Source organism: Enterobacter sp. MEB024, assembly GCF_030209635.1.
GTDB classification, from domain to species: domain Bacteria; phylum Pseudomonadota; class Gammaproteobacteria; order Enterobacterales; family Enterobacteriaceae; genus Enterobacter; species Enterobacter ludwigii.
The window spans coordinates 1-18,069 of record NZ_JARVRQ010000006.1 but is presented as its reverse complement, the minus strand read 5'-3'; the positions used below and the strand labels follow the sequence as shown (position 1 = coordinate 18,069).

The following is an 18,069-nucleotide window of genomic DNA, read 5'->3' as shown; positions in this document are numbered from 1 at the left end:
GATGGCTGAACCACGTTTCGTACACCTGCGGGTGCATAGCGACTACTCCATGATCGATGGGCTGGCGAAGACCGGGCCGCTGGTAAAAAAGGCGGCCTCGCTTGGCATGCCTGCGCTGGCGATCACCGATTTTACCAACCTGTGTGGCCTGGTGAAGTTCTACGGAGCGGCACATGGCGCGGGGATGAAACCCATCGTTGGCGCGGATTTTCACGTCCAAAGCGATCTTATCGGCGATGAATTGACGCAAATCTCCGTGTTAGCGATGAATAACGTAGGGTATCAAAACCTGACTCTGCTTATCTCCAAAGCCTATCAGCGCGGCTATGGCGCACTGGGGCCGTGGATTGACCGGGACTGGCTGGCTGAGCTGAACGACGGGCTGCTGCTGATCTCCGGCGGCCGTATGGGTGATGTCGGCAAATGTCTGCTGCGTGGCAACAGTGCGCTGGTGGATCAGTGCGTGTCGTTCTATGAAGAACATTTCCCGGATCGTTACTACCTTGAGCTGATCCGCACCGGTCGGCAGGACGAAGAGAGTTACCTGCACGCCGCGGTTGCGCTGGCTGAAGAACGCGGCCTGCCCGTGGTGGCAACCAATGACGTGCGTTTCCTTGAGCCTGGCGATTTTGACGCGCATGAGATTCGCGTCGCGATTCATGATGGCTTCACGCTTGACGATCCGAAACGTCCGCGCAACTACTCGACGCAGCAGTACATGCGCAATGAAGAGGAGATGTGCGAACTCTTCTCCGATATCCCGGAAGCGCTGGAGAACAGCGTAGAGATAGCCAAACGCTGTAACGTCACCGTGCGCCTTGGCGAATACTTCCTGCCGCAGTTCCCGACCGGGGACATGACCACGGAAGACTTCCTGGTCATGAAGTCAAAAGAAGGCCTCGAAGAGCGTCTGGAATTCCTCTTCCCGGATGAAGAAGAGCGTAAAAAGCGTCGTCCAGAATATGACGAGCGCCTGGATATTGAACTCCAGGTGATCAACCAGATGGGTTTTCCGGGCTACTTCCTGATCGTTATGGAGTTTATCCAGTGGTCGAAGGATAACGGCGTACCGGTTGGACCGGGGCGTGGCTCCGGTGCGGGCTCGCTGGTGGCCTATGCACTCAAAATTACCGACCTCGACCCGCTGGAATTTGACCTGCTGTTCGAACGTTTCCTTAACCCGGAACGTGTCTCGATGCCCGACTTTGACGTCGACTTCTGCATGGAGAAACGCGACCAGGTTATTGAACACGTGGCGGACATGTACGGCCGCGACGCGGTATCGCAGATTATTACCTTCGGTACGATGGCAGCGAAAGCGGTTATTCGCGACGTTGGCCGTGTACTGGGGCATCCGTACGGTTTTGTCGATCGTATCTCTAAACTGGTTCCACCTGACCCAGGTATGACGCTGGCAAAAGCGTTTGAAGCTGAACCACAGCTGCCAGAAATCTACGAAGCCGATGAAGAAGTTAAAGCGCTGATCGACATGGCCCGTAAGCTGGAAGGCGTCACGCGTAACGCCGGTAAGCATGCGGGTGGGGTAGTTATCGCGCCGACCAAAATCACCGATTTTGCGCCGCTATACTGCGATGAAACGGGCCAGCATCCGGTCACCCAGTTTGACAAGAACGACGTCGAATACGCCGGGCTGGTGAAGTTTGACTTCCTCGGTCTGCGTACGCTCACCATCATCAACTGGGCGCTGGAGATGATCAACGCCCGTCGCGAGAAGAATGGCGAGCCGCCGCTGGATATCGCGGCCATCCCGCTTGATGATAAGAAAAGTTTCGACATGCTGCAGCGCTCGGAGACCACCGCCGTCTTCCAGCTTGAATCCCGCGGCATGAAAGATTTGATTAAGCGCCTGCAGCCTGACTGCTTCGAAGATATGATCGCACTGGTGGCCCTGTTCCGTCCGGGCCCGCTACAGTCAGGGATGGTAGATAACTTTATCGACCGTAAGCACGGGCGTGAAGAGATTTCCTATCCGGATGTGCAGTGGCAGCACGAGTGCCTGAAGCCCGTTCTGGAGCCAACCTACGGCATTATCCTGTACCAGGAACAGGTTATGCAGATTGCCCAGGTGCTCTCTGGCTACACCCTTGGCGGCGCGGACATGCTGCGTCGTGCGATGGGTAAGAAAAAGCCGGAAGAGATGGCCAAGCAGCGCGGCACTTTCGAAGAAGGCGCAAGAAAAAACGGTATTGATGGCGAGCTGGCGATCAAAATCTTTGACCTGGTAGAGAAATTCGCCGGTTACGGATTTAACAAATCCCACTCTGCTGCCTATGCTTTGGTCTCGTACCAGACGCTGTGGCTGAAGGCGCACTATCCTGCTGAATTTATGGCGGCGGTTATGACTGCCGATATGGACAACACCGAGAAGGTGGTTGGCCTGGTCGATGAGTGCTGGCGCATGGGGCTTAAGATCCTGCCGCCGGATATCAACTCCGGTCTCTATCATTTCCACGTCAACGAGCACGGGGAAATTGTTTACGGGATTGGCGCGATAAAAGGCGTGGGTGAAGGCCCGATTGAGGCAATCCTCGAAGCGCGTAACAACGGCGGTTATTTCCGCGAGTTGTTCGATCTTTGCGCCCGTACGGACACCAAAAAACTGAACCGACGCGTGCTCGAAAAACTGATCATGTCCGGCGCGTTCGACAGGCTGGGGCCGCATCGCGCCGCGCTGATGAACTCTCTCGGCGATGCGCTGAAAGCGGCTGATCAGCACGCCAAAGCGGAAGCGATCGGTCAGGCGGATATGTTTGGCGTACTGGCGGAAGAGCCAGAGCAGATAGAGCAGTCTTATGCCAGCTGCCAGCCGTGGCCAGAACAGGTGGTGCTGGATGGAGAGCGTGAAACGTTAGGCTTATACCTGACGGGGCACCCCATCACCCAGTACATCAAAGAAATTGAGCGCTATGTCGGAGGCTACAGGCTGAAAGACATGCATCCGACAGAACGTGGTAAAATCACCACGGCTGCGGGGCTCGTGATTGCTGCAAGGGTTATGGTCACCAAGCGCGGCAATCGTATCGGCATCTGTACGTTGGATGACCGTTCCGGGCGTCTGGAGGTGATGTTGTTCACCGACGCGCTGGATAAATACCAGCATTTGCTGGAAAAAGACCGCATACTTATCGTCAGCGGACAGGTCAGCTTTGATGACTTCAGTGGGGGGCTTAAAATGACCGCCCGCGAAGTGATGGACATTGACGAAGCCCGGGAAAAATATGCTCGCGGGCTTGCTATCTCGCTGACGGACAGGCAAATTGATGACCAGCTTTTAAACCGACTCCGTCAGTCTCTGGAACCCCACCGCTCGGGGACAATTCCAGTACATCTCTACTATCAGAGGGCGGATGCACGTGCGCGGTTGCGCTTTGGTGCAACGTGGCGTGTCTCTCCGAGCGATCGTTTACTTAACGATCTCCGTGGCCTCATTGGTTCGGAGCAGGTGGAACTGGAGTTTGACTAATACAGGAATACTATGAGTCTGAATTTCCTTGATTTCGAACAGCCGATTGCTGAGCTGGAAGCGAAAATCGATTCTCTGACAGCGGTAAGCCGTCAGGATGAAAAACTGGATATTAACATCGATGAAGAAGTGCATCGTCTGCGTGAGAAAAGCGTAGAACTGACGCGCAAAATCTTTGCCGATCTCGGCGCATGGCAGATCGCCCAGCTGGCGCGTCATCCACAGCGTCCGTACACCCTGGATTATGTCCGCCTGGCGTTTGACGAATTTGACGAACTGGCAGGCGATCGCGCTTACGCTGACGACAAAGCTATCGTCGGCGGCATCGCACGTCTGGACGGGCGCCCGGTGATGATCATTGGTCATCAGAAAGGTCGTGAAACCAAAGAGAAAATTCGCCGTAACTTTGGTATGCCGGCACCAGAAGGCTACCGTAAAGCCCTGCGTCTGATGGAGATGGCTGAGCGTTTCAAGATGCCAATCATCACCTTCATCGACACCCCGGGTGCGTATCCTGGCGTGGGCGCGGAAGAGCGTGGCCAGTCAGAAGCCATCGCACGCAACCTTCGCGAGATGTCTCGCCTGAAGGTGCCGGTCATCTGTACCGTTATCGGTGAAGGGGGTTCCGGTGGTGCGCTGGCGATTGGCGTGGGCGATAAAGTGAATATGCTGCAGTACAGCACCTATTCCGTTATCTCCCCGGAAGGTTGTGCCTCTATTCTGTGGAAGAGCGCCGATAAAGCGCCTCTGGCTGCAGAAGCGATGGGCATCATTGCCCCACGTCTGAAAGAGCTGAAGCTGATCGACTCCGTGATCCCTGAACCTCTGGGTGGCGCGCATCGTAAGCCGGAAGTGATGGCGGCTTCCCTGAAAGCGCAGCTGCTGGCAGACCTGGCGGACCTGGATGTCCTGAGCACAGAAGATCTGCTCAACCGTCGTTACCAGCGTCTGATGACCTACGGTTACGCGTAAGCTTCACAATTATCCTAAAAGCCGCACATTGTTGCGGCTTTTTTTATGCCTGCCGTTTACCTTAACTATGCTTAGCTAATGTTTTTCAAGGAGGTAAACCGTGAACATCATCGCCATTATGGGGCCGCACGGCGTCTTTTATAAAGACGAGCCCATTAAGGAGCTGGAGCACGCCCTTCAGTCCCGTGGGTACCAGCTGATTTGGCCGCACAATAGCGCCGACCTGCTGAAATTTATCGAGCACAACCCTCGCATCTGTGGCGTGATCTTCGACTGGGACGAGTACGACATGGAGTTGTGCAGCGATATCAATAAGCTGAACGAATATCTCCCGCTGTACGCTTTTATTAATACCCACTCGACAATGGACGTGAGCGCTCATGATATGCGAATGGCGCTGTGGTTCTTTGAATACTCACTCGGTGTCGCGGAAGATATTGCGACCCGTATTCAACAGTACACCGGTGAATATCTCGATAACATCACGCCACCGTTTACCCGCGCGCTGTTTACTTACGTCAAAGAAGGCAAATACACCTTCTGCACGCCAGGCCATATGGCAGGGACGGCCTATCAAAAAAGCCCGGTGGGTTGTTTGTTCTATGATTTCTTCGGGGGCAACACGCTCAAAGCGGACGTGTCGATTTCCGTCACTGAACTCGGATCGCTGCTCGATCACACCGGACCGCACCTGGAAGCTGAAGAATACATTGCCCGGACTTTTGGGGCCGAGCAGAGTTATATGGTGACCAACGGCACCTCGACATCAAACAAAATCGTCGGAATGTACGCCGCACCCGCCGGTAGCACCTTGCTGATTGACCGTAACTGCCACAAGTCGCTGGCTCATCTGCTGATGATGAGCGATGTCGTGCCGTTATGGCTCTCCCCGACGCGAAACGCGCTTGGGATCCTCGGCGGGATCCCGCGTCGTGAATTTAGCCACGCCGCGATTGAACATAAGGTCGCGGCGATCCCGGGGGCAAGCTGGCCGATCCATGCGGTCATCACTAACTCCACCTATGACGGTCTGCTCTATAACACCAACTGGATTAAGCAGACGCTGGATGTCCCGTCGATCCACTTTGACTCCGCGTGGGTGCCATACACCAACTTTCACCCGATTTACGCGGGAAAAAGCGGCATGAGCGGTGAGCGCGTGCCGGGCAAAGTGTTTTTCGAAACGCAGTCGACGCACAAAATGCTGGCCGCGTTTTCTCAGGCCTCGCTTATTCACATCAAAGGCGAGTACGACGAAGAGACGTTTAACGAAGCCTTTATGATGCACACCACCACCTCGCCAAGCTATCCGCTGGTGGCCTCTATTGAAACGGCGGCGGCAATGCTGCGCGGGAATCCGGGCAAGCGTCTGATCAATCGGTCTGTGGAGCGGGCGCTGCATTTCCGTAAAGAAGTCCAGCGGCTTAAAGATGAAGCAGACGGCTGGTTCTTCGATATCTGGCAACCCGAAGAGATTGATGAGGCCGAGTGCTGGCCTGTCTCACCTGGCGAGAGCTGGCACGGTTTTCGCGATGCCGACGCCGACCATATGTTCCTCGACCCGGTGAAGGTAACGATCCTGACGCCGGGGATGGACGAACAAGGCACGATGAGTGACGAAGGCATTCCTGCTGCTCTGGTGGCAAAATTCCTTGATGAACGTGGCGTAGTGGTGGAGAAAACCGGCCCGTATAACCTCTTGTTCCTGTTCAGTATTGGGATAGATAAAACCCGTGCGATGGGCTTATTGCGCGGACTGATGGAGTTTAAGCGCGCTTACGATCTCAACCTGCGGGTGAAAAATATGCTGCCGGATCTTTATGCTGAAGATCCTGACTTCTACCGCAATATGCGCATTCAGGATCTGGCTCAGGGGATCCATCGGCTGATCCGTCAGCACGATCTGCCGCGCCTGATGCTGCAGGCGTTTGACGTGCTGCCGGAGATGAAGTTGACCCCACACAAGGCCTGGCAACGTCAGGTGAAAGGGGAGGTTGAAACCGTTGAGCTGGAAAATCTGGTCGGGCGCGTGTCGGCTAACATGATCCTGCCTTATCCGCCGGGCGTACCGTTGTTGATGCCGGGGGAGATGATCACCGAAGAGAGTCGGGCGGTGCTCGATTTTCTGCTGATGCTCTGCTCAGTGGGGCGCCACTATCCGGGCTTTGAGACTGATATTCACGGGGCGAAGCGCGATGAGCAAGGGGTTTACTGGGTGCGAGTCCTAAAATAAGGGCGACAGCTTGCCAGGCCCGGGTTGTCGGTTGTAACGTTCAGGCATCATAAAAAGGAGAAGCTATGCTGGGTTTAAAACAGGTTCACCATATTGCGATCATTGCCACCGATTACGCAAAAAGTAAGGCCTTCTACTGCGATATTCTGGGCTTTACGTTGTTAAGCGAGGCGTATCGTGAGGAGCGTGACTCCTGGAAAGGCGATCTCGCTTTAAACGGGCAATATGTGATTGAGCTGTTCTCTTTTCCTTTTCCGCCAGCACGTCCGTCCCGCCCGGAAGCTTGCGGCCTGCGCCACCTTGCCTTTAGCGTCGACGACATTGATCGCGCCGTAAAACATCTGGAAACCCACGGCGTGAAGTGCGAAGCGATTCGTATCGACCCGTTCACCGACAAGCGTTTTACCTTTTTCAACGATCCGGATGGCCTTCCGCTGGAGCTTTACCAGCAGTAATTTCCACCCTGTGTGATAATGCCCGCTCAGTTCGGGCATTTTTATATGTGATTTTCTATGACCCTACCCGCGATTGCTCAAGCCGTTTCACCGTACCGCCAGCTGCTGGTGGGGTTTAGCGGTGGCCTGGATTCCACCGTTTTGCTCCACCGTCTCAAACTCTGGCGTGACAACGAGCCTGATATTCAGCTTCGGGCGATGCACATTCATCACGGGTTAAGCCCGCACGCGGATGCGTGGGTGGCACACTGCGAGGCGGTGTGTGCGGCATGGGCGATCCCGCTGACTGTTGAACGTGTACATCTCCAGGATGAGGGGCTGGGCATTGAGGCGCAGGCGCGTAAAGCACGCTATGCCGCTTTTGCCGCTGAATTACAGCCTGACGAAGCGCTGGTCACGGCGCAGCATCTCGATGACCAGTGCGAGACGTTATTACTGGCCCTCAAACGAGGAAGCGGCCCGGCGGGATTATCCGCGATGCCAGAACGGGCTGATTTCGCCGGATCGCACCTCCTTCGCCCACTGCTTGGCGAGACGCGAGCCTCGCTGGAAACGTGGGCACGGGAACACGAGCTGAGCTGGATTGAAGATGAAAGCAACCAGGATGACCGCTATGACCGTAACTTCCTGCGTCTGCGTGTCGTACCGCTTCTGAGCGAACGCTGGCCGCACTTTGCAGAAGCGGCAGCACGCAGCGCCATGCTGTGCGCTGAACAGGAGAGTCTGCTGGATGAGCTGCTGAGCGAAGAGCTGGCGGAACTGATTTCCGCGCAGGGATCGCTTACCATCGCACCGCTGGAAGCGATGAGCCCGGCGCGTCGGGCCGCATTGTTACGACGCTGGCTGGCCTCTCACGGTGCCGCTATGCCGTCGCGGGCAATGCTGGCTCGTTTCTGGGATGAAGTCGCCCTGGCGCGGGAAGATGCTACGCCGTGTGTGCACCTGAACGGTTTCGACGTCAGACGCTATAAAGGGGCGCTCTGGTGGGTTAAATCATCTCCCTCGCTCGCCGACAGGGTACTCGACTGGCCGTCGCTTGCGGAACCGCTGCTGTTGCCCTGTGATGCCGGTCGTGTGTCTTTGGTGCCAACCGGCCATGTACGTCTGCCTGAACCCGGGGAGCCGGTCACCGTGCGCTTTAAGGCGGGCGGTCTGCTGCATATTGTCGGGCGCAACGGAGGGCGGAAGCTGAAGAAAATCTGGCAGGAGAGCAATGTGCCGCCCTGGCGACGCGATACCACGCCGCTACTTTTCTACGGTGAAACGCTGATTGCTGCAGCAGGGGTATTCATTACGCAAGAGGGGTGGGCAGAAACGGGCATGCAGTTTGAGTGGAAAGCGTAACGGGCAGCCGGGCTGCCCGTTAGTGTCATCAGGATTCGCTCACCACAACGGTGCCGATTTGCGGGTGGCTGAAACTGGCAATTTTGTCCAGACGTAGCTCACGCGTCGCCCCGGCATCTTCCACTATCAGATATTCCACATTCTTTCGCGAAACCAGGTCGCTGGCTTTTGCCTTCAACACTTCGCCATCTTTTAACTCCAGCGTCAGTATTAAATGATGCTGGCAGGCGAGTTCGAGGTTGTCATAGTCATCACAATTGATGGGTTGATAAGTTTCATTCATTGACATAATCGCTCACCAGTAAATTCGCCGCAGCATACGCTGCTTTTTCCCTGACCGATTCTGAAAGGCCCTCATCAGAGGCCACTTCATTAAGCACTTTCAATACACAGCCCAACGCGTCCGGGACATACCCCAGATCTCCGCTGGCGATTTCCGCATACCGTTTGCGAATTAACTCACAATAATTATTCACATCCCCTCCCGCCAGCGCACTGACTTACTGTGAGATATCATTAAGCCTACGAAGATAAACTCGGTTTAGCAAGGTGACTATACCATACTCATTTAAGCAATATCAGCGCCTTGATAGCCGGTGAATGTTCACCCGGGAACAGCCTTTTTATTCCTTTTTCGCTACAATGTGCGCCTGATTCGAAAGGAGTTCTCTCATGGCGCTGAAAGCGACAATTTATAAAGCTGTGGTCAATGTGGCAGATCTTGACCGCAACCAGTTCCTGGATGCGTCACTCACTCTGGCACGCCACCCCTCTGAAACCCAGGAGCGCATGATGCTGCGCCTGCTGGCGTGGATAAAGTATGCTGACGAGCGTCTGCAATTTAGCCGTGGCTTAAGCGCTGAGGACGAGCCAGAGGCCTGGCTGCACAACGATCATCTGGGTATCGATTTATGGATTGAACTCGGTCTGCCGGATGAGCGCCGCATTAAAAAGGCCTGCACGCAGTCCGCTAACGTGGCGTTATTCGCGTATAATCAACGTGCTGCGGAAATCTGGTGGCAGCAAAGCAAGAGCAAGTGCGGGCAGTTTGCCAACCTTACCGTCTGGTATCTGGACGATGAGCAGCTGGCGAAGCTGAGCGAGTTTGCCAGCCGGACGATGGTCCTGCAGGCCACAATTCAGGACGGCGCTATCTGGCTTTCTGATTCTCAGAATAATCTGGAAATTCATTTGACGGCGTGGCAGCCAGCGCCATGATTGTCTTGTCCCGAAACGTTAGCATCCCTGACAATGAGCTGGAGATCACCGCCATCCGTGCTCAGGGGGCGGGTGGACAGCACGTTAACAAGGCTTCAACGGCTATCCATTTGCGCTTTGACATTCGGGCCTCCAGCCTGCCAGAGTATTACAAAGAAAGCCTGCTCGCTGCCAGCCATCATCTGATCACCAGTGATGGCGTGATTGTGATTAAAGCGCAGGAGTACCGCAGCCAGGAGTTGAACCGCGAAGCGGCGATTGCCAGACTGGTGTCGATGATTAAAGAACTAACGGCAGTGCAAAAAAGCCGTCGGGCAACGCGACCGACCCGCGCATCGAAAGAGCGTCGGCTATCGTCGAAGGCCCAAAAATCCACAGTGAAAGCACTACGCGGTAAAGTTCGTCGCCCTACGGAGTGACGAAAAGGAACACAATTTCATAAGGAATTCATTGTGAAAAAAGCATTATTGTCAGCGCTGGCAGTGAGTACGCTGTTTGCGCTTTTCGGGTGTAACAACCGTTCTGAAACGCAGGTCGTGCAGCCTGCGCAGAATGAAGAGTTAAAACCAATGCAGCAGAGCTGGCGCGGCGTTTTACCGTGTGCCGACTGCGAGGGCATTGAAACGTCACTGTTCCTGCAGAAAGACGGTACCTGGGTTATGAACCAGCGTTATCAGGGGGCGAAAGAACCATCTTCCTTTGCGAGCTACGGGACATGGGCGCGTACGGCTGAGAAGCTGGTACTGACGGATACCACCGGTGAGAAAACCTATTTCCGCGCCAAAGGTGAAGGGATGGAGATGCTCGACCGCGAAGGCAATCCGATTGAGTCCCAGTTCAACTATACGCTGGCCCCGGTGAAAGCGGCCCTGCCTGCAACGCCAATGCCAATGCGTGGGATGTATTTCTATATGGCGGATGCGGCGATCTTTACCGACTGCGCCACCGGCAAGAAAATCAGCGTGGCGAACAATGCGCAGCTGGAGCGTGATTACGCTGTTGCGCGTGGCAATGACAGCAAGCCAGTCCTGCTGACGGTAGATGGTCACTTTACGCTGGAGCCGAACCCGGACAGCGGAGAGCTGGTGAAAACGCTGGTGGCAGATAAAGACGCGAAGTTTGTTGCGGGCAAAGACTGTAACAGCAAATAAGCCGATATCGGCCCATTAAAAAACCCCGCCTGAGCGGGGTTTTTTGTTTAACGTTAACCTTTGATGGCTTTCACCAGGTAATCAAGAATGTCGCCAGTCTTGATCATCTGCTTTTCACCACTGCGACGGTATTTGTATTCAATGTCGTCGCTGTCGAGGTTACGGTCGCCGATGACTACGGTGTGCGGGATACCGATCAGTTCCATATCGGCAAACATCACGCCTGGACGCTCTTTACGGTCATCCATCAGCACTTCGATACCCTGAGCGCGCAGCTCGGAGTAAAGTTTTTCGGCCAGCTCCTGCACGCGGTAAGACTTGTGCATGTTCATTGGCAGAATAGCCACCTGGAACGGGGCGATATTGTCTGGCCAGACGATGCCACGTTCGTCGTAGTTTTGCTCAATGGCGGCTGCAACCACACGCGTCACACCGATACCGTAGCAACCCATGGTCAGGATCTGGTTGCGGCCATCTTCCCCCTGAACGGCGGCATTCAGCGCGCGGGAATATTTATCCCCCAGCTGGAAGATGTGGCCCACTTCGATACCGCGTTTGATCATCAGGGTGCCCTGGCCGTCCGGGCTTGGATCGCCTGCCACCACGTTACGGATATCAGCGACTTCCGGCGTCGCGACATCGCGATCCCAGTTGATGCCGAAGTAATGTTTACCGTCGATGTTAGCGCCAGCGGCGAAGTCGCTCATTGCGGCTACCGTACGGTCAATAACCACCGGAACCGGCATATTCACCGGGCCCAGAGAGCCAGGACCTGCGTTCACGACGGCACGGATTTCCGCTTCCGTTGCGAACGTCAGCGGGCTGGCAACCTGAGGCAGCTTCTCAGCTTTCACTTCGTTCAGTTCGTGATCGCCACGCACCAGCAGGGCAACCAGCGGGTACGCGCTACCTTCGGTGGATTTCACCAGCAGGGTTTTTACCGTTTTTTCGACGGGCAGGTTGAACTGCTCAACCAGCTCGGCAATGGTTTTTGCGTGAGGTGTATCAACCAGCGTCATCTCTTCGGTTGCAGCAGCACGTGGCGCTTTAGGGGCCAGCGCTTCTGCAAACTCGATGTTCGCGGCGTAATCAGAAGAGTCAGAGAAGATCACATCGTCTTCGCCGCTCTGAGCCAGAACCTGGAACTCATGAGACGCGCTTCCGCCGATAGAACCGGTATCAGCCTGCACAGCACGGAAATCCAGCCCCATACGGGAGAAGATTTTGCTGTAAGCCTCGTACATTTTGTCGTAGGTCTCTTGCAGCGATTCCTGAGACGTATGGAAAGAGTAAGCATCTTTCATCAGGAATTCGCGTGAGCGCATGACGCCGAAACGTGGGCGAACTTCATCACGGAACTTGGTCTGGATCTGGAAGAAGTTCAGCGGCAGCTGTTTGTAAGAGCTCAGCTCATTACGAATCAGGTCGGTAATGACTTCTTCATGCGTTGGGCCGAGGACGAATGGACGCTCGCCACGATCAACGAAACGCAGCAGCTCAGGGCCATATTGCTCCCAACGGCCGCTCTCCTGCCACAGGTCAGCGGGCTGAACCACAGGCATGGACACCTCGATAGCACCGGCGTTGTTCATCTCTTCACGCACGATGTTTTCGACTTTTTTCAGGACGCGCACGCCGGTCGGCAGCCAGGTATATAACCCGGAGGCCAGCTTGCGGATCATCCCGGCGCGCAGCATCAGCTGATGGCTGATCACTTCGGCGTCGGCAGGCGTCTCCTTCAGAGTGGAGAGCAGATATTGGCTAGTACGCATGTTGTTACGGTTCCATTTCGACGATTGGAACAGGCTGAAACACCAGCCTGAGACAAAAAAAGTGGTTTAGTTTACCAGTGTGGCAAAGATGCCAAAAGAGAGGAGGACAAAATTACCTGGGTTCAAGGGCAAACACTTCAAAACCTGCCCCGGTCACGCGCCAGCGAACGTTAAAATCCAGCAGCCAGACGGCGTAGGTTTTCCCGGCGTCCTCTTCTTTACGATAGGCCGGACGGGGGTCCTGAGCCAGCACTTCGGTGATAAAGTCACGAAGGCGGGGATAGCGTGTTTCCAGCTGCTCAAGCTGCGTGGTTATCTCAGCCGTGAAGTGAACAGGCATATCTGCCTGCGGTGCTTCCTGTGCATAGCTTGCGCGGGCGTCGGGTAACGCTTCGGCAAAGGGGAGATACGGCTTGATATCGATAACCGGCGTGCCATCAACCAGGTCAAGGCTGCCTAATTCCAGTATGACCTGATCCTTTTGACAGCGTATACCTTTCAGTTCGACCAGCGACATCCCGACAGGGTTTGGACGGAAGGTTGAGCGCGTCGCAAACACGCCCATCCTGGCGTTGCCTCCCAGGCGAGGAGGGCGTACGGTCGGACGCCAGCCACCTTCCATCGTCTGGTGAAACACAAACACAATCCATAAGTGGCTGAATGCTTCGAGCCCGCGTACGGCATCGGCCTGATTGTAGGGCGCGATCAAGTGAAGCTCGCCACCGCTGGTGACCAGACCTGGCTGGCGTGGCACGGCGAACTTCTCTTTATAGGGAGAGCGAATAACGCCTATCTGTTCGAACTGAAATGAACTCATTTCGCCGTAATGTTCAGCGCCGAGCCGATGCAAACCGCCTGACGGTAGCAACCCGGTGTTCCACTGGTCACTTCGCAGCTATGCAGCAGAACCGCGTTGGCTTTCATTTTTGCCGCGTTGATCTGCATGCGTTTACGCGCTGTTGGGATATTCGGTGGAGAGTCCTGATTGGTAGCCTGACAGGATTCGCCGCTTACTTCACCCAGTTCACGGAAAGGTTTACCCACGAGTTCGTCAGCTTTGGTAATAATGCGAACCGGCGCAGGGCGAGGCGCTTTCGGTTTTACGGGTTCTGCTTTTGGCGGGGTTGCCGTGCTTTGGACAGGTTCAACAGGAGATCTGCTTAGCATAGAACAGCCGCTCAGCATGAGTGCTAAAAGACAGATCGGTAAAGCACGCATAATAATTCCTCAATGGATAATCAAAACGTCAGATATTGAATCAGTTGACTGCACAAATGACAAGACGGGCATAAGCCCGTCTTGATGATATTACACTGAGGTGAGATTACCAGCCCTTAACAGCGCCGCCGTTAAACACTTTGTTGGCTTCCTGGTAAACTTCGTCAGACTGATAAGCCTGTACGAACTTCTTCACGTTTTCCGCATCTTTGTTGTCTTCGCGAGTCACGATCAGGTTTACATACGGGGAGTCTTTGTCTTCAACGAAGATACCGTCTTTCGCTGGCGTCAGGCCAATCTGGCTGGCGTACGTGGTGTTGATAACGGCCAGGGCAATCTGCGCGTCGTCGAGAGAACGTGGCAGCTGTGGGGCTTCCAGCTCAACAATTTTCAGATTTTTCGGGTTCTCGGTGACATCCAGAACGGTTGGCAGCAGGCCAACACCGTCTTTCAGTTTAATCAGGCCCACTTTCTGCAGCAGCAGCAGGGAACGGCCAAGGTTGGTTGGGTCGTTAGGGACGGCAACCTGAGAGCCTGGCTGCAGTTCGTCCAGAGATTTAATTTTCTTGGAGTAACCGGCAATAGGGTAAACAAAGGTGTTACCCACACCCACCAGTTTATAGCCGCGATCCTTGATCTGCTGATCCAGGTAAGGTTTGTGCTGGAAGGCGTTGGCGTCGATATCGCCTTTGCTCAGCGCTTCGTTCGGCAGAACGTAATCGTTAAAGGTCACCAGCTCAACGTCCAGACCATACTTCTCTTTCGCGACTTTCTGCGCGACTTCAGCAACCTGCTGTTCTGCACCCACGATAACGCCCACTTTGATGTGGTTTGGATCTTTTTCGTCCTGACCGCAACCCACCAGTGCCAGAGAGCCGATCAGCGCGCCTACCGCTGCAAAGGTCTTTAATTTAAACGCCATGTTATATCCTTAACTCGTCGAGTTTGTGTTGTGTGTAACGTTATTTGTGAGTAACAGTCCGGACGATGCGATCGCCAGAGAACTGGATTAAGTAAACCAGCACAACCAGCAATACCAGAACGGTATTCATTACGGTAGCGTTATAACCAATATAGCCGTACTGGTAGCCAATCTGGCCTAAACCGCCGGCGCCAACGGCACCGCCCATCGCGGAATAACCCACCAGAGTAATCAACGTAATGGTTGCCGCATTCACCAGCCCTGGCAGCGCTTCAGGTAGCAGGACTTTACGCACGATCTGCATTGGCGTTGCCCCCATCGCGCGGGAAGCCTCGATCAAACCGGTCGGAATTTCCAGCAGGGCGTTTTCCACCATACGGGCGATAAACGGCGCAGCTCCTACGGTCAGCGGAACGATGGCTGCCTGCAAACCGATAGACGTTCCCACGATCACACGGGTAAATGGAATCATCCACACCAGCAGAATAATGAACGGGATAGAACGGAAGATATTCACCAGTGCAGACAGGGTGCGATACAGCTTCGCGTTCTCAATGATTTGTCCCGGGCGCGTCACATACAACAGCACGCCGACCGGCAGACCAATCACAAAACCAAAGAAGCCTGATACAAAGGTCATTGCCAGCGTTTCCCAAACGCCGCGAACCAGCAGCCACATCATCGGCTCAGACATAACCCAGTACCTCTACTTTTACGTGATGTTCTTGCAGCCAGGCAATGGCCGCCTGGGTTTCTGCTTGTGTGCCGTGCATTTCCGTCAGCATGATGCCGAACTTCACGCCACCGGCGTAATCCATTTGCGCGCTGATGATGTTGTTATTCACATTAAAGCGGCGCGCGGTTTCGGACAGCAGCGGTGCATCGACGGACTGGCCAGTGAACTCCATACGCAGCATCGGGACGCTGTCCGCGGTCGATTCTGTTTTTAAACGCTCCAGATAATCTTCCGGAATATCCAGGTGCAGCGTGGACTGAATAAACTGTTGTGCCAGTGGGGTTTTCGGATGGGAAAACACTTCGCTGACCGTGTCTTGCTCAATCAACTCACCGTTGCTGATTACCGCGACGCAATCACAGATGCGTTTCACCACGTCCATTTCATGTGTAATAAGGAGAATGGTCAGGCCGAGGCGACGGTTGATGTCCTTCAGCAGCTCCAGAATGGAACGCGTAGTGGCGGGATCTAATGCGCTGGTGGCTTCATCGCACAGCAGCACTTTCGGGTTACTTGCCAGCGCGCGGGCAATGGCCACACGCTGTTTTTGTCCACCGGACAGGTTTGCCGGGTAGCTATCGTGTTTATCACCCAGTCCAACGAGATCCAGCAGTTCGGTTACGCGACGCTTAACTTCTTCTTTTGGCGTGTTGTCCAGTTCCAGCGGCAAGGCAACGTTGCCAAACACCGTACGGGAGGCCAGCAGGTTAAAGTGCTGGAAGATCATGCCAATCTGGCGGCGTGCTTTCGTCAGTTCTTTCTCTGAAAGGGCGGTCAGTTCCTGCCCGCCTACTTCTACACGACCCTGGGTTGGGCGCTCAAGCAGGTTAACACAACGGATCAGCGTACTTTTACCTGCACCCGATGCGCCAATGACGCCATAAATTTGACCAGCAGGAACATGCAGGCTGACATTGTTCAGCGCCTGAATGGTTCGGTTCCCCTGCTGGAACACTTTGGTGATATTGGAAAGTTTAATCATTAGATTATTTTTATCGTATGTAAGTTAGCCGTGGCATTTTCTTCTGCCAGATACGGGTGATGACCGTAAACAAAACGGATGTTAAGGCATCCAGACGTCTAAATCAATCCAACTCTGTACGATGAGCACTTTATTGCGCTGCGATTCATGAGATACTAGCTGTACATGCCTTTTTCAGGAGCAAACCGGTGGCAAAATCAGTACCCGCAATTTTTCTCGATCGTGATGGCACTATCAATGTGGATCACGGTTATGTCCACGAGATTGATGAGTTCGAGTTTATCGAGGGCGTTATCGATGCCATGCGCCAGCTGAAAGAGATGGGCTATGCGCTGGTGGTCGTGACCAACCAGTCCGGTATCGCACGTGGAAAATTCACCGAGGCGCAATTCGAGACGCTGACGGAATGGATGGACTGGTCGCTGGCTGACCGCGGTGTCGAACTTGATGGCATTTACTATTGCCCGCACCACCCGCAGGGAACTGTAGAAGAGTTTCGCCAGACGTGTGATTGCCGCAAGCCGCATCCGGGAATGTTTATCTCTGCGCAGGAATTCCTGCATATCGATATGGCTGCTTCTTATATGGTGGGCGATAAACTGGAAGATATGCAGGCAGCAATCGCCGCAGGTGTGGGGACTAAAATACTTGTGCGCACCGGCAAACCTGTGACCCCTGAAGCAGAGAGTGCCGCGGATTGGGTGATTAATAGCCTGGCAGAGCTGCCAAAAGAGATTAAAAAGCACCAAAAATAGCCTTTTTGGTGAAAAGGTGAGCGGTCGAAATAAAAATGCATATTTCCGCTTGTCATTCCTCGGTGGCACCCTATAATGCGCCTCCATCGACACGGCGGATGTGAATCACTTCACAGATAACCCGGTCGGTTGAAGAGAAAAAATCCTGAATTTCAGGGTTGACTCTGAAAGAGGAAAGCGTAATATACGCCACCTCGCGACGGTGAGCTGTAAGCCGCGTCGCAACTGCTCTTTAACAATTTATCAGACAATCTGTGTGGGCACTCAAAGTGACATGGATTCTTAATGTCTTCGGACAAAAAATGAATACCAAGTCTCTGAGTGAACATACGTAATTCATTACGAAGTTTAATTCACGAGCATCAAACTTAAATTGAAGAGTTTGATCATGGCTCAGATTGAACGCTGGCGGCAGGCCTAACACATGCAAGTCGAACGGTAGCACAGAGAGCTTGCTCTCGGGTGACGAGTGGCGGACGGGTGAGTAATGTCTGGGAAACTGCCTGATGGAGGGGGATAACTACTGGAAACGGTAGCTAATACCGCATAACGTCGCAAGACCAAAGAGGGGGACCTTCGGGCCTCTTGCCATCAGATGTGCCCAGATGGGATTAGCTAGTAGGTGGGGTAACGGCTCACCTAGGCGACGATCCCTAGCTGGTCTGAGAGGATGACCAGCCACACTGGAACTGAGACACGGTCCAGACTCCTACGGGAGGCAGCAGTGGGGAATATTGCACAATGGGCGCAAGCCTGATGCAGCCATGCCGCGTGTATGAAGAAGGCCTTCGGGTTGTAAAGTACTTTCAGCGGGGAGGAAGGTGTTG

The 18,069-nt window shown here is 54.3% G+C and carries 17 protein-coding genes and 1 rRNA gene; 10 read left to right on the top strand and 8 right to left on the bottom strand.

Features of this window, described 5'->3' with window-relative positions:
- Position 1 precedes the first annotated feature (1 nt).
- From dnaE to tilS, 5 genes are all read left to right on the top strand, one after another.
- Positions 2–3,484, top strand: a complete 3,483-nt coding sequence (gene dnaE / locus QRN24_RS11730; protein WP_032679644.1) for a DNA polymerase III subunit alpha — start codon at positions 2–4, stop codon at positions 3,482–3,484.
- A 12-nt stretch (positions 3,485–3,496) separates the two neighbouring features.
- Entirely contained in the window at positions 3,497–4,456 is a 960-nt protein-coding gene (gene accA / locus QRN24_RS11725; RefSeq protein WP_014168716.1) for an acetyl-CoA carboxylase carboxyl transferase subunit alpha, read from the top strand.
- A gap of 100 nt (positions 4,457–4,556) precedes the next feature.
- Complete coding sequence (locus QRN24_RS11720; protein WP_014168717.1) at positions 4,557–6,689, top strand: lysine decarboxylase LdcC; 2,133 nt, start codon at positions 4,557–4,559, stop codon at positions 6,687–6,689.
- A gap of 65 nt (positions 6,690–6,754) precedes the next feature.
- Positions 6,755–7,144: a VOC family protein gene (locus QRN24_RS11715; protein WP_014168718.1), complete on the top strand. Its 390-nt coding sequence runs from the start codon at positions 6,755–6,757 to the stop codon at positions 7,142–7,144.
- A 57-nt stretch (positions 7,145–7,201) separates the two neighbouring features.
- Entirely contained in the window at positions 7,202–8,488 is a 1,287-nt protein-coding gene (gene tilS / locus QRN24_RS11710; protein WP_032679645.1) for a tRNA lysidine(34) synthetase TilS, read from the top strand.
- A 28-nt stretch (positions 8,489–8,516) separates the two neighbouring features.
- Here tilS and rof read toward each other — a convergent pair whose 3' ends face one another.
- Both rof and QRN24_RS11700 read right to left on the bottom strand, forming a co-directional pair.
- A complete protein-coding gene (gene rof / locus QRN24_RS11705; protein ID WP_014168720.1) occupies positions 8,517–8,777 on the bottom strand; it encodes a Rho-binding antiterminator in 261 nt (86 codons plus the stop codon).
- Positions 8,764–8,964: a YaeP family protein gene (locus QRN24_RS11700; protein WP_014168721.1), complete on the bottom strand. Its 201-nt coding sequence runs from the start codon at positions 8,962–8,964 to the stop codon at positions 8,764–8,766. The genes rof and QRN24_RS11700 overlap by 14 nt, the downstream gene beginning before the upstream one ends.
- 196 nt (positions 8,965–9,160) lie before the next feature.
- On the opposite strand from QRN24_RS11700, the gene QRN24_RS11695 reads away from it, so the two are divergent.
- From QRN24_RS11695 to nlpE, 3 genes are read left to right on the top strand one after another with little or no spacing between them, the layout of a single operon-like run.
- On the top strand, positions 9,161–9,706 hold the full coding sequence (locus QRN24_RS11695) for a YaeQ family protein (RefSeq protein ID WP_014168722.1): 546 nt from the start codon (positions 9,161–9,163) through the stop codon (positions 9,704–9,706).
- Entirely contained in the window at positions 9,703–10,125 is a 423-nt protein-coding gene (arfB, locus tag QRN24_RS11690; protein WP_020882624.1) for an alternative ribosome rescue aminoacyl-tRNA hydrolase ArfB, read from the top strand. The genes QRN24_RS11695 and arfB overlap by 4 nt, the downstream gene beginning before the upstream one ends.
- 33 nt (positions 10,126–10,158) lie before the next feature.
- Positions 10,159–10,857: an envelope stress response activation lipoprotein NlpE gene (gene nlpE, locus QRN24_RS11685; protein WP_014168724.1), complete on the top strand. Its 699-nt coding sequence runs from the start codon at positions 10,159–10,161 to the stop codon at positions 10,855–10,857.
- A 53-nt stretch (positions 10,858–10,910) separates the two neighbouring features.
- Here nlpE and proS read toward each other — a convergent pair whose 3' ends face one another.
- The 6 genes from proS to metN all read right to left on the bottom strand — a co-directional run bounded on the left by proS (position 10,911) and on the right by metN (position 16,487).
- Positions 10,911–12,629 carry a proline--tRNA ligase gene (gene proS / locus QRN24_RS11680; RefSeq protein WP_014168725.1) on the bottom strand — a complete coding sequence of 573 codons (1,719 nt, stop codon included), beginning with the start codon at positions 12,627–12,629 and terminating at the stop codon, positions 10,911–10,913.
- Positions 12,630–12,741: 112 nt separating this feature from the next.
- Positions 12,742–13,446 (bottom strand): tRNA (N6-threonylcarbamoyladenosine(37)-N6)-methyltransferase TrmO, encoded by a 705-nt coding sequence (tsaA, locus tag QRN24_RS11675; RefSeq protein WP_032679646.1) that lies wholly within the window; start codon positions 13,444–13,446, stop codon positions 12,742–12,744.
- Complete coding sequence (gene rcsF, locus QRN24_RS11670) at positions 13,443–13,847, bottom strand: envelope stress sensor lipoprotein RcsF (RefSeq protein ID WP_014168727.1); 405 nt, start codon at positions 13,845–13,847, stop codon at positions 13,443–13,445. The genes tsaA and rcsF overlap by 4 nt, the downstream gene beginning before the upstream one ends.
- Positions 13,848–13,953: 106 nt before the next feature.
- Positions 13,954–14,769, bottom strand: a complete 816-nt coding sequence (metQ, locus tag QRN24_RS11665) for a methionine ABC transporter substrate-binding lipoprotein MetQ (protein WP_014168729.1) — start codon at positions 14,767–14,769, stop codon at positions 13,954–13,956.
- Positions 14,770–14,809: 40 nt separating this feature from the next.
- Positions 14,810–15,463, bottom strand: coding sequence for a methionine ABC transporter permease MetI (locus tag QRN24_RS11660; protein WP_014168730.1), 654 nt, complete (start codon positions 15,461–15,463; stop codon positions 14,810–14,812).
- Positions 15,456–16,487, bottom strand: a complete 1,032-nt coding sequence (metN, locus tag QRN24_RS11655; RefSeq protein ID WP_014168731.1) for a methionine ABC transporter ATP-binding protein MetN — start codon at positions 16,485–16,487, stop codon at positions 15,456–15,458. Before metN ends, QRN24_RS11660 begins: the two co-directional genes overlap by 8 nt.
- Before the next feature lie 188 nt (positions 16,488–16,675).
- On the opposite strand from metN, the gene gmhB reads away from it, so the two are divergent.
- Positions 16,676–17,242 carry a D-glycero-beta-D-manno-heptose 1,7-bisphosphate 7-phosphatase gene (gene gmhB / locus QRN24_RS11650; RefSeq protein ID WP_032679647.1) on the top strand — a complete coding sequence of 189 codons (567 nt, stop codon included), beginning with the start codon at positions 16,676–16,678 and terminating at the stop codon, positions 17,240–17,242.
- Positions 17,243–17,612: 370 nt separating this feature from the next.
- Positions 17,613–18,069, top strand: a 16S ribosomal RNA gene (locus QRN24_RS11645); the annotation flags it as partial.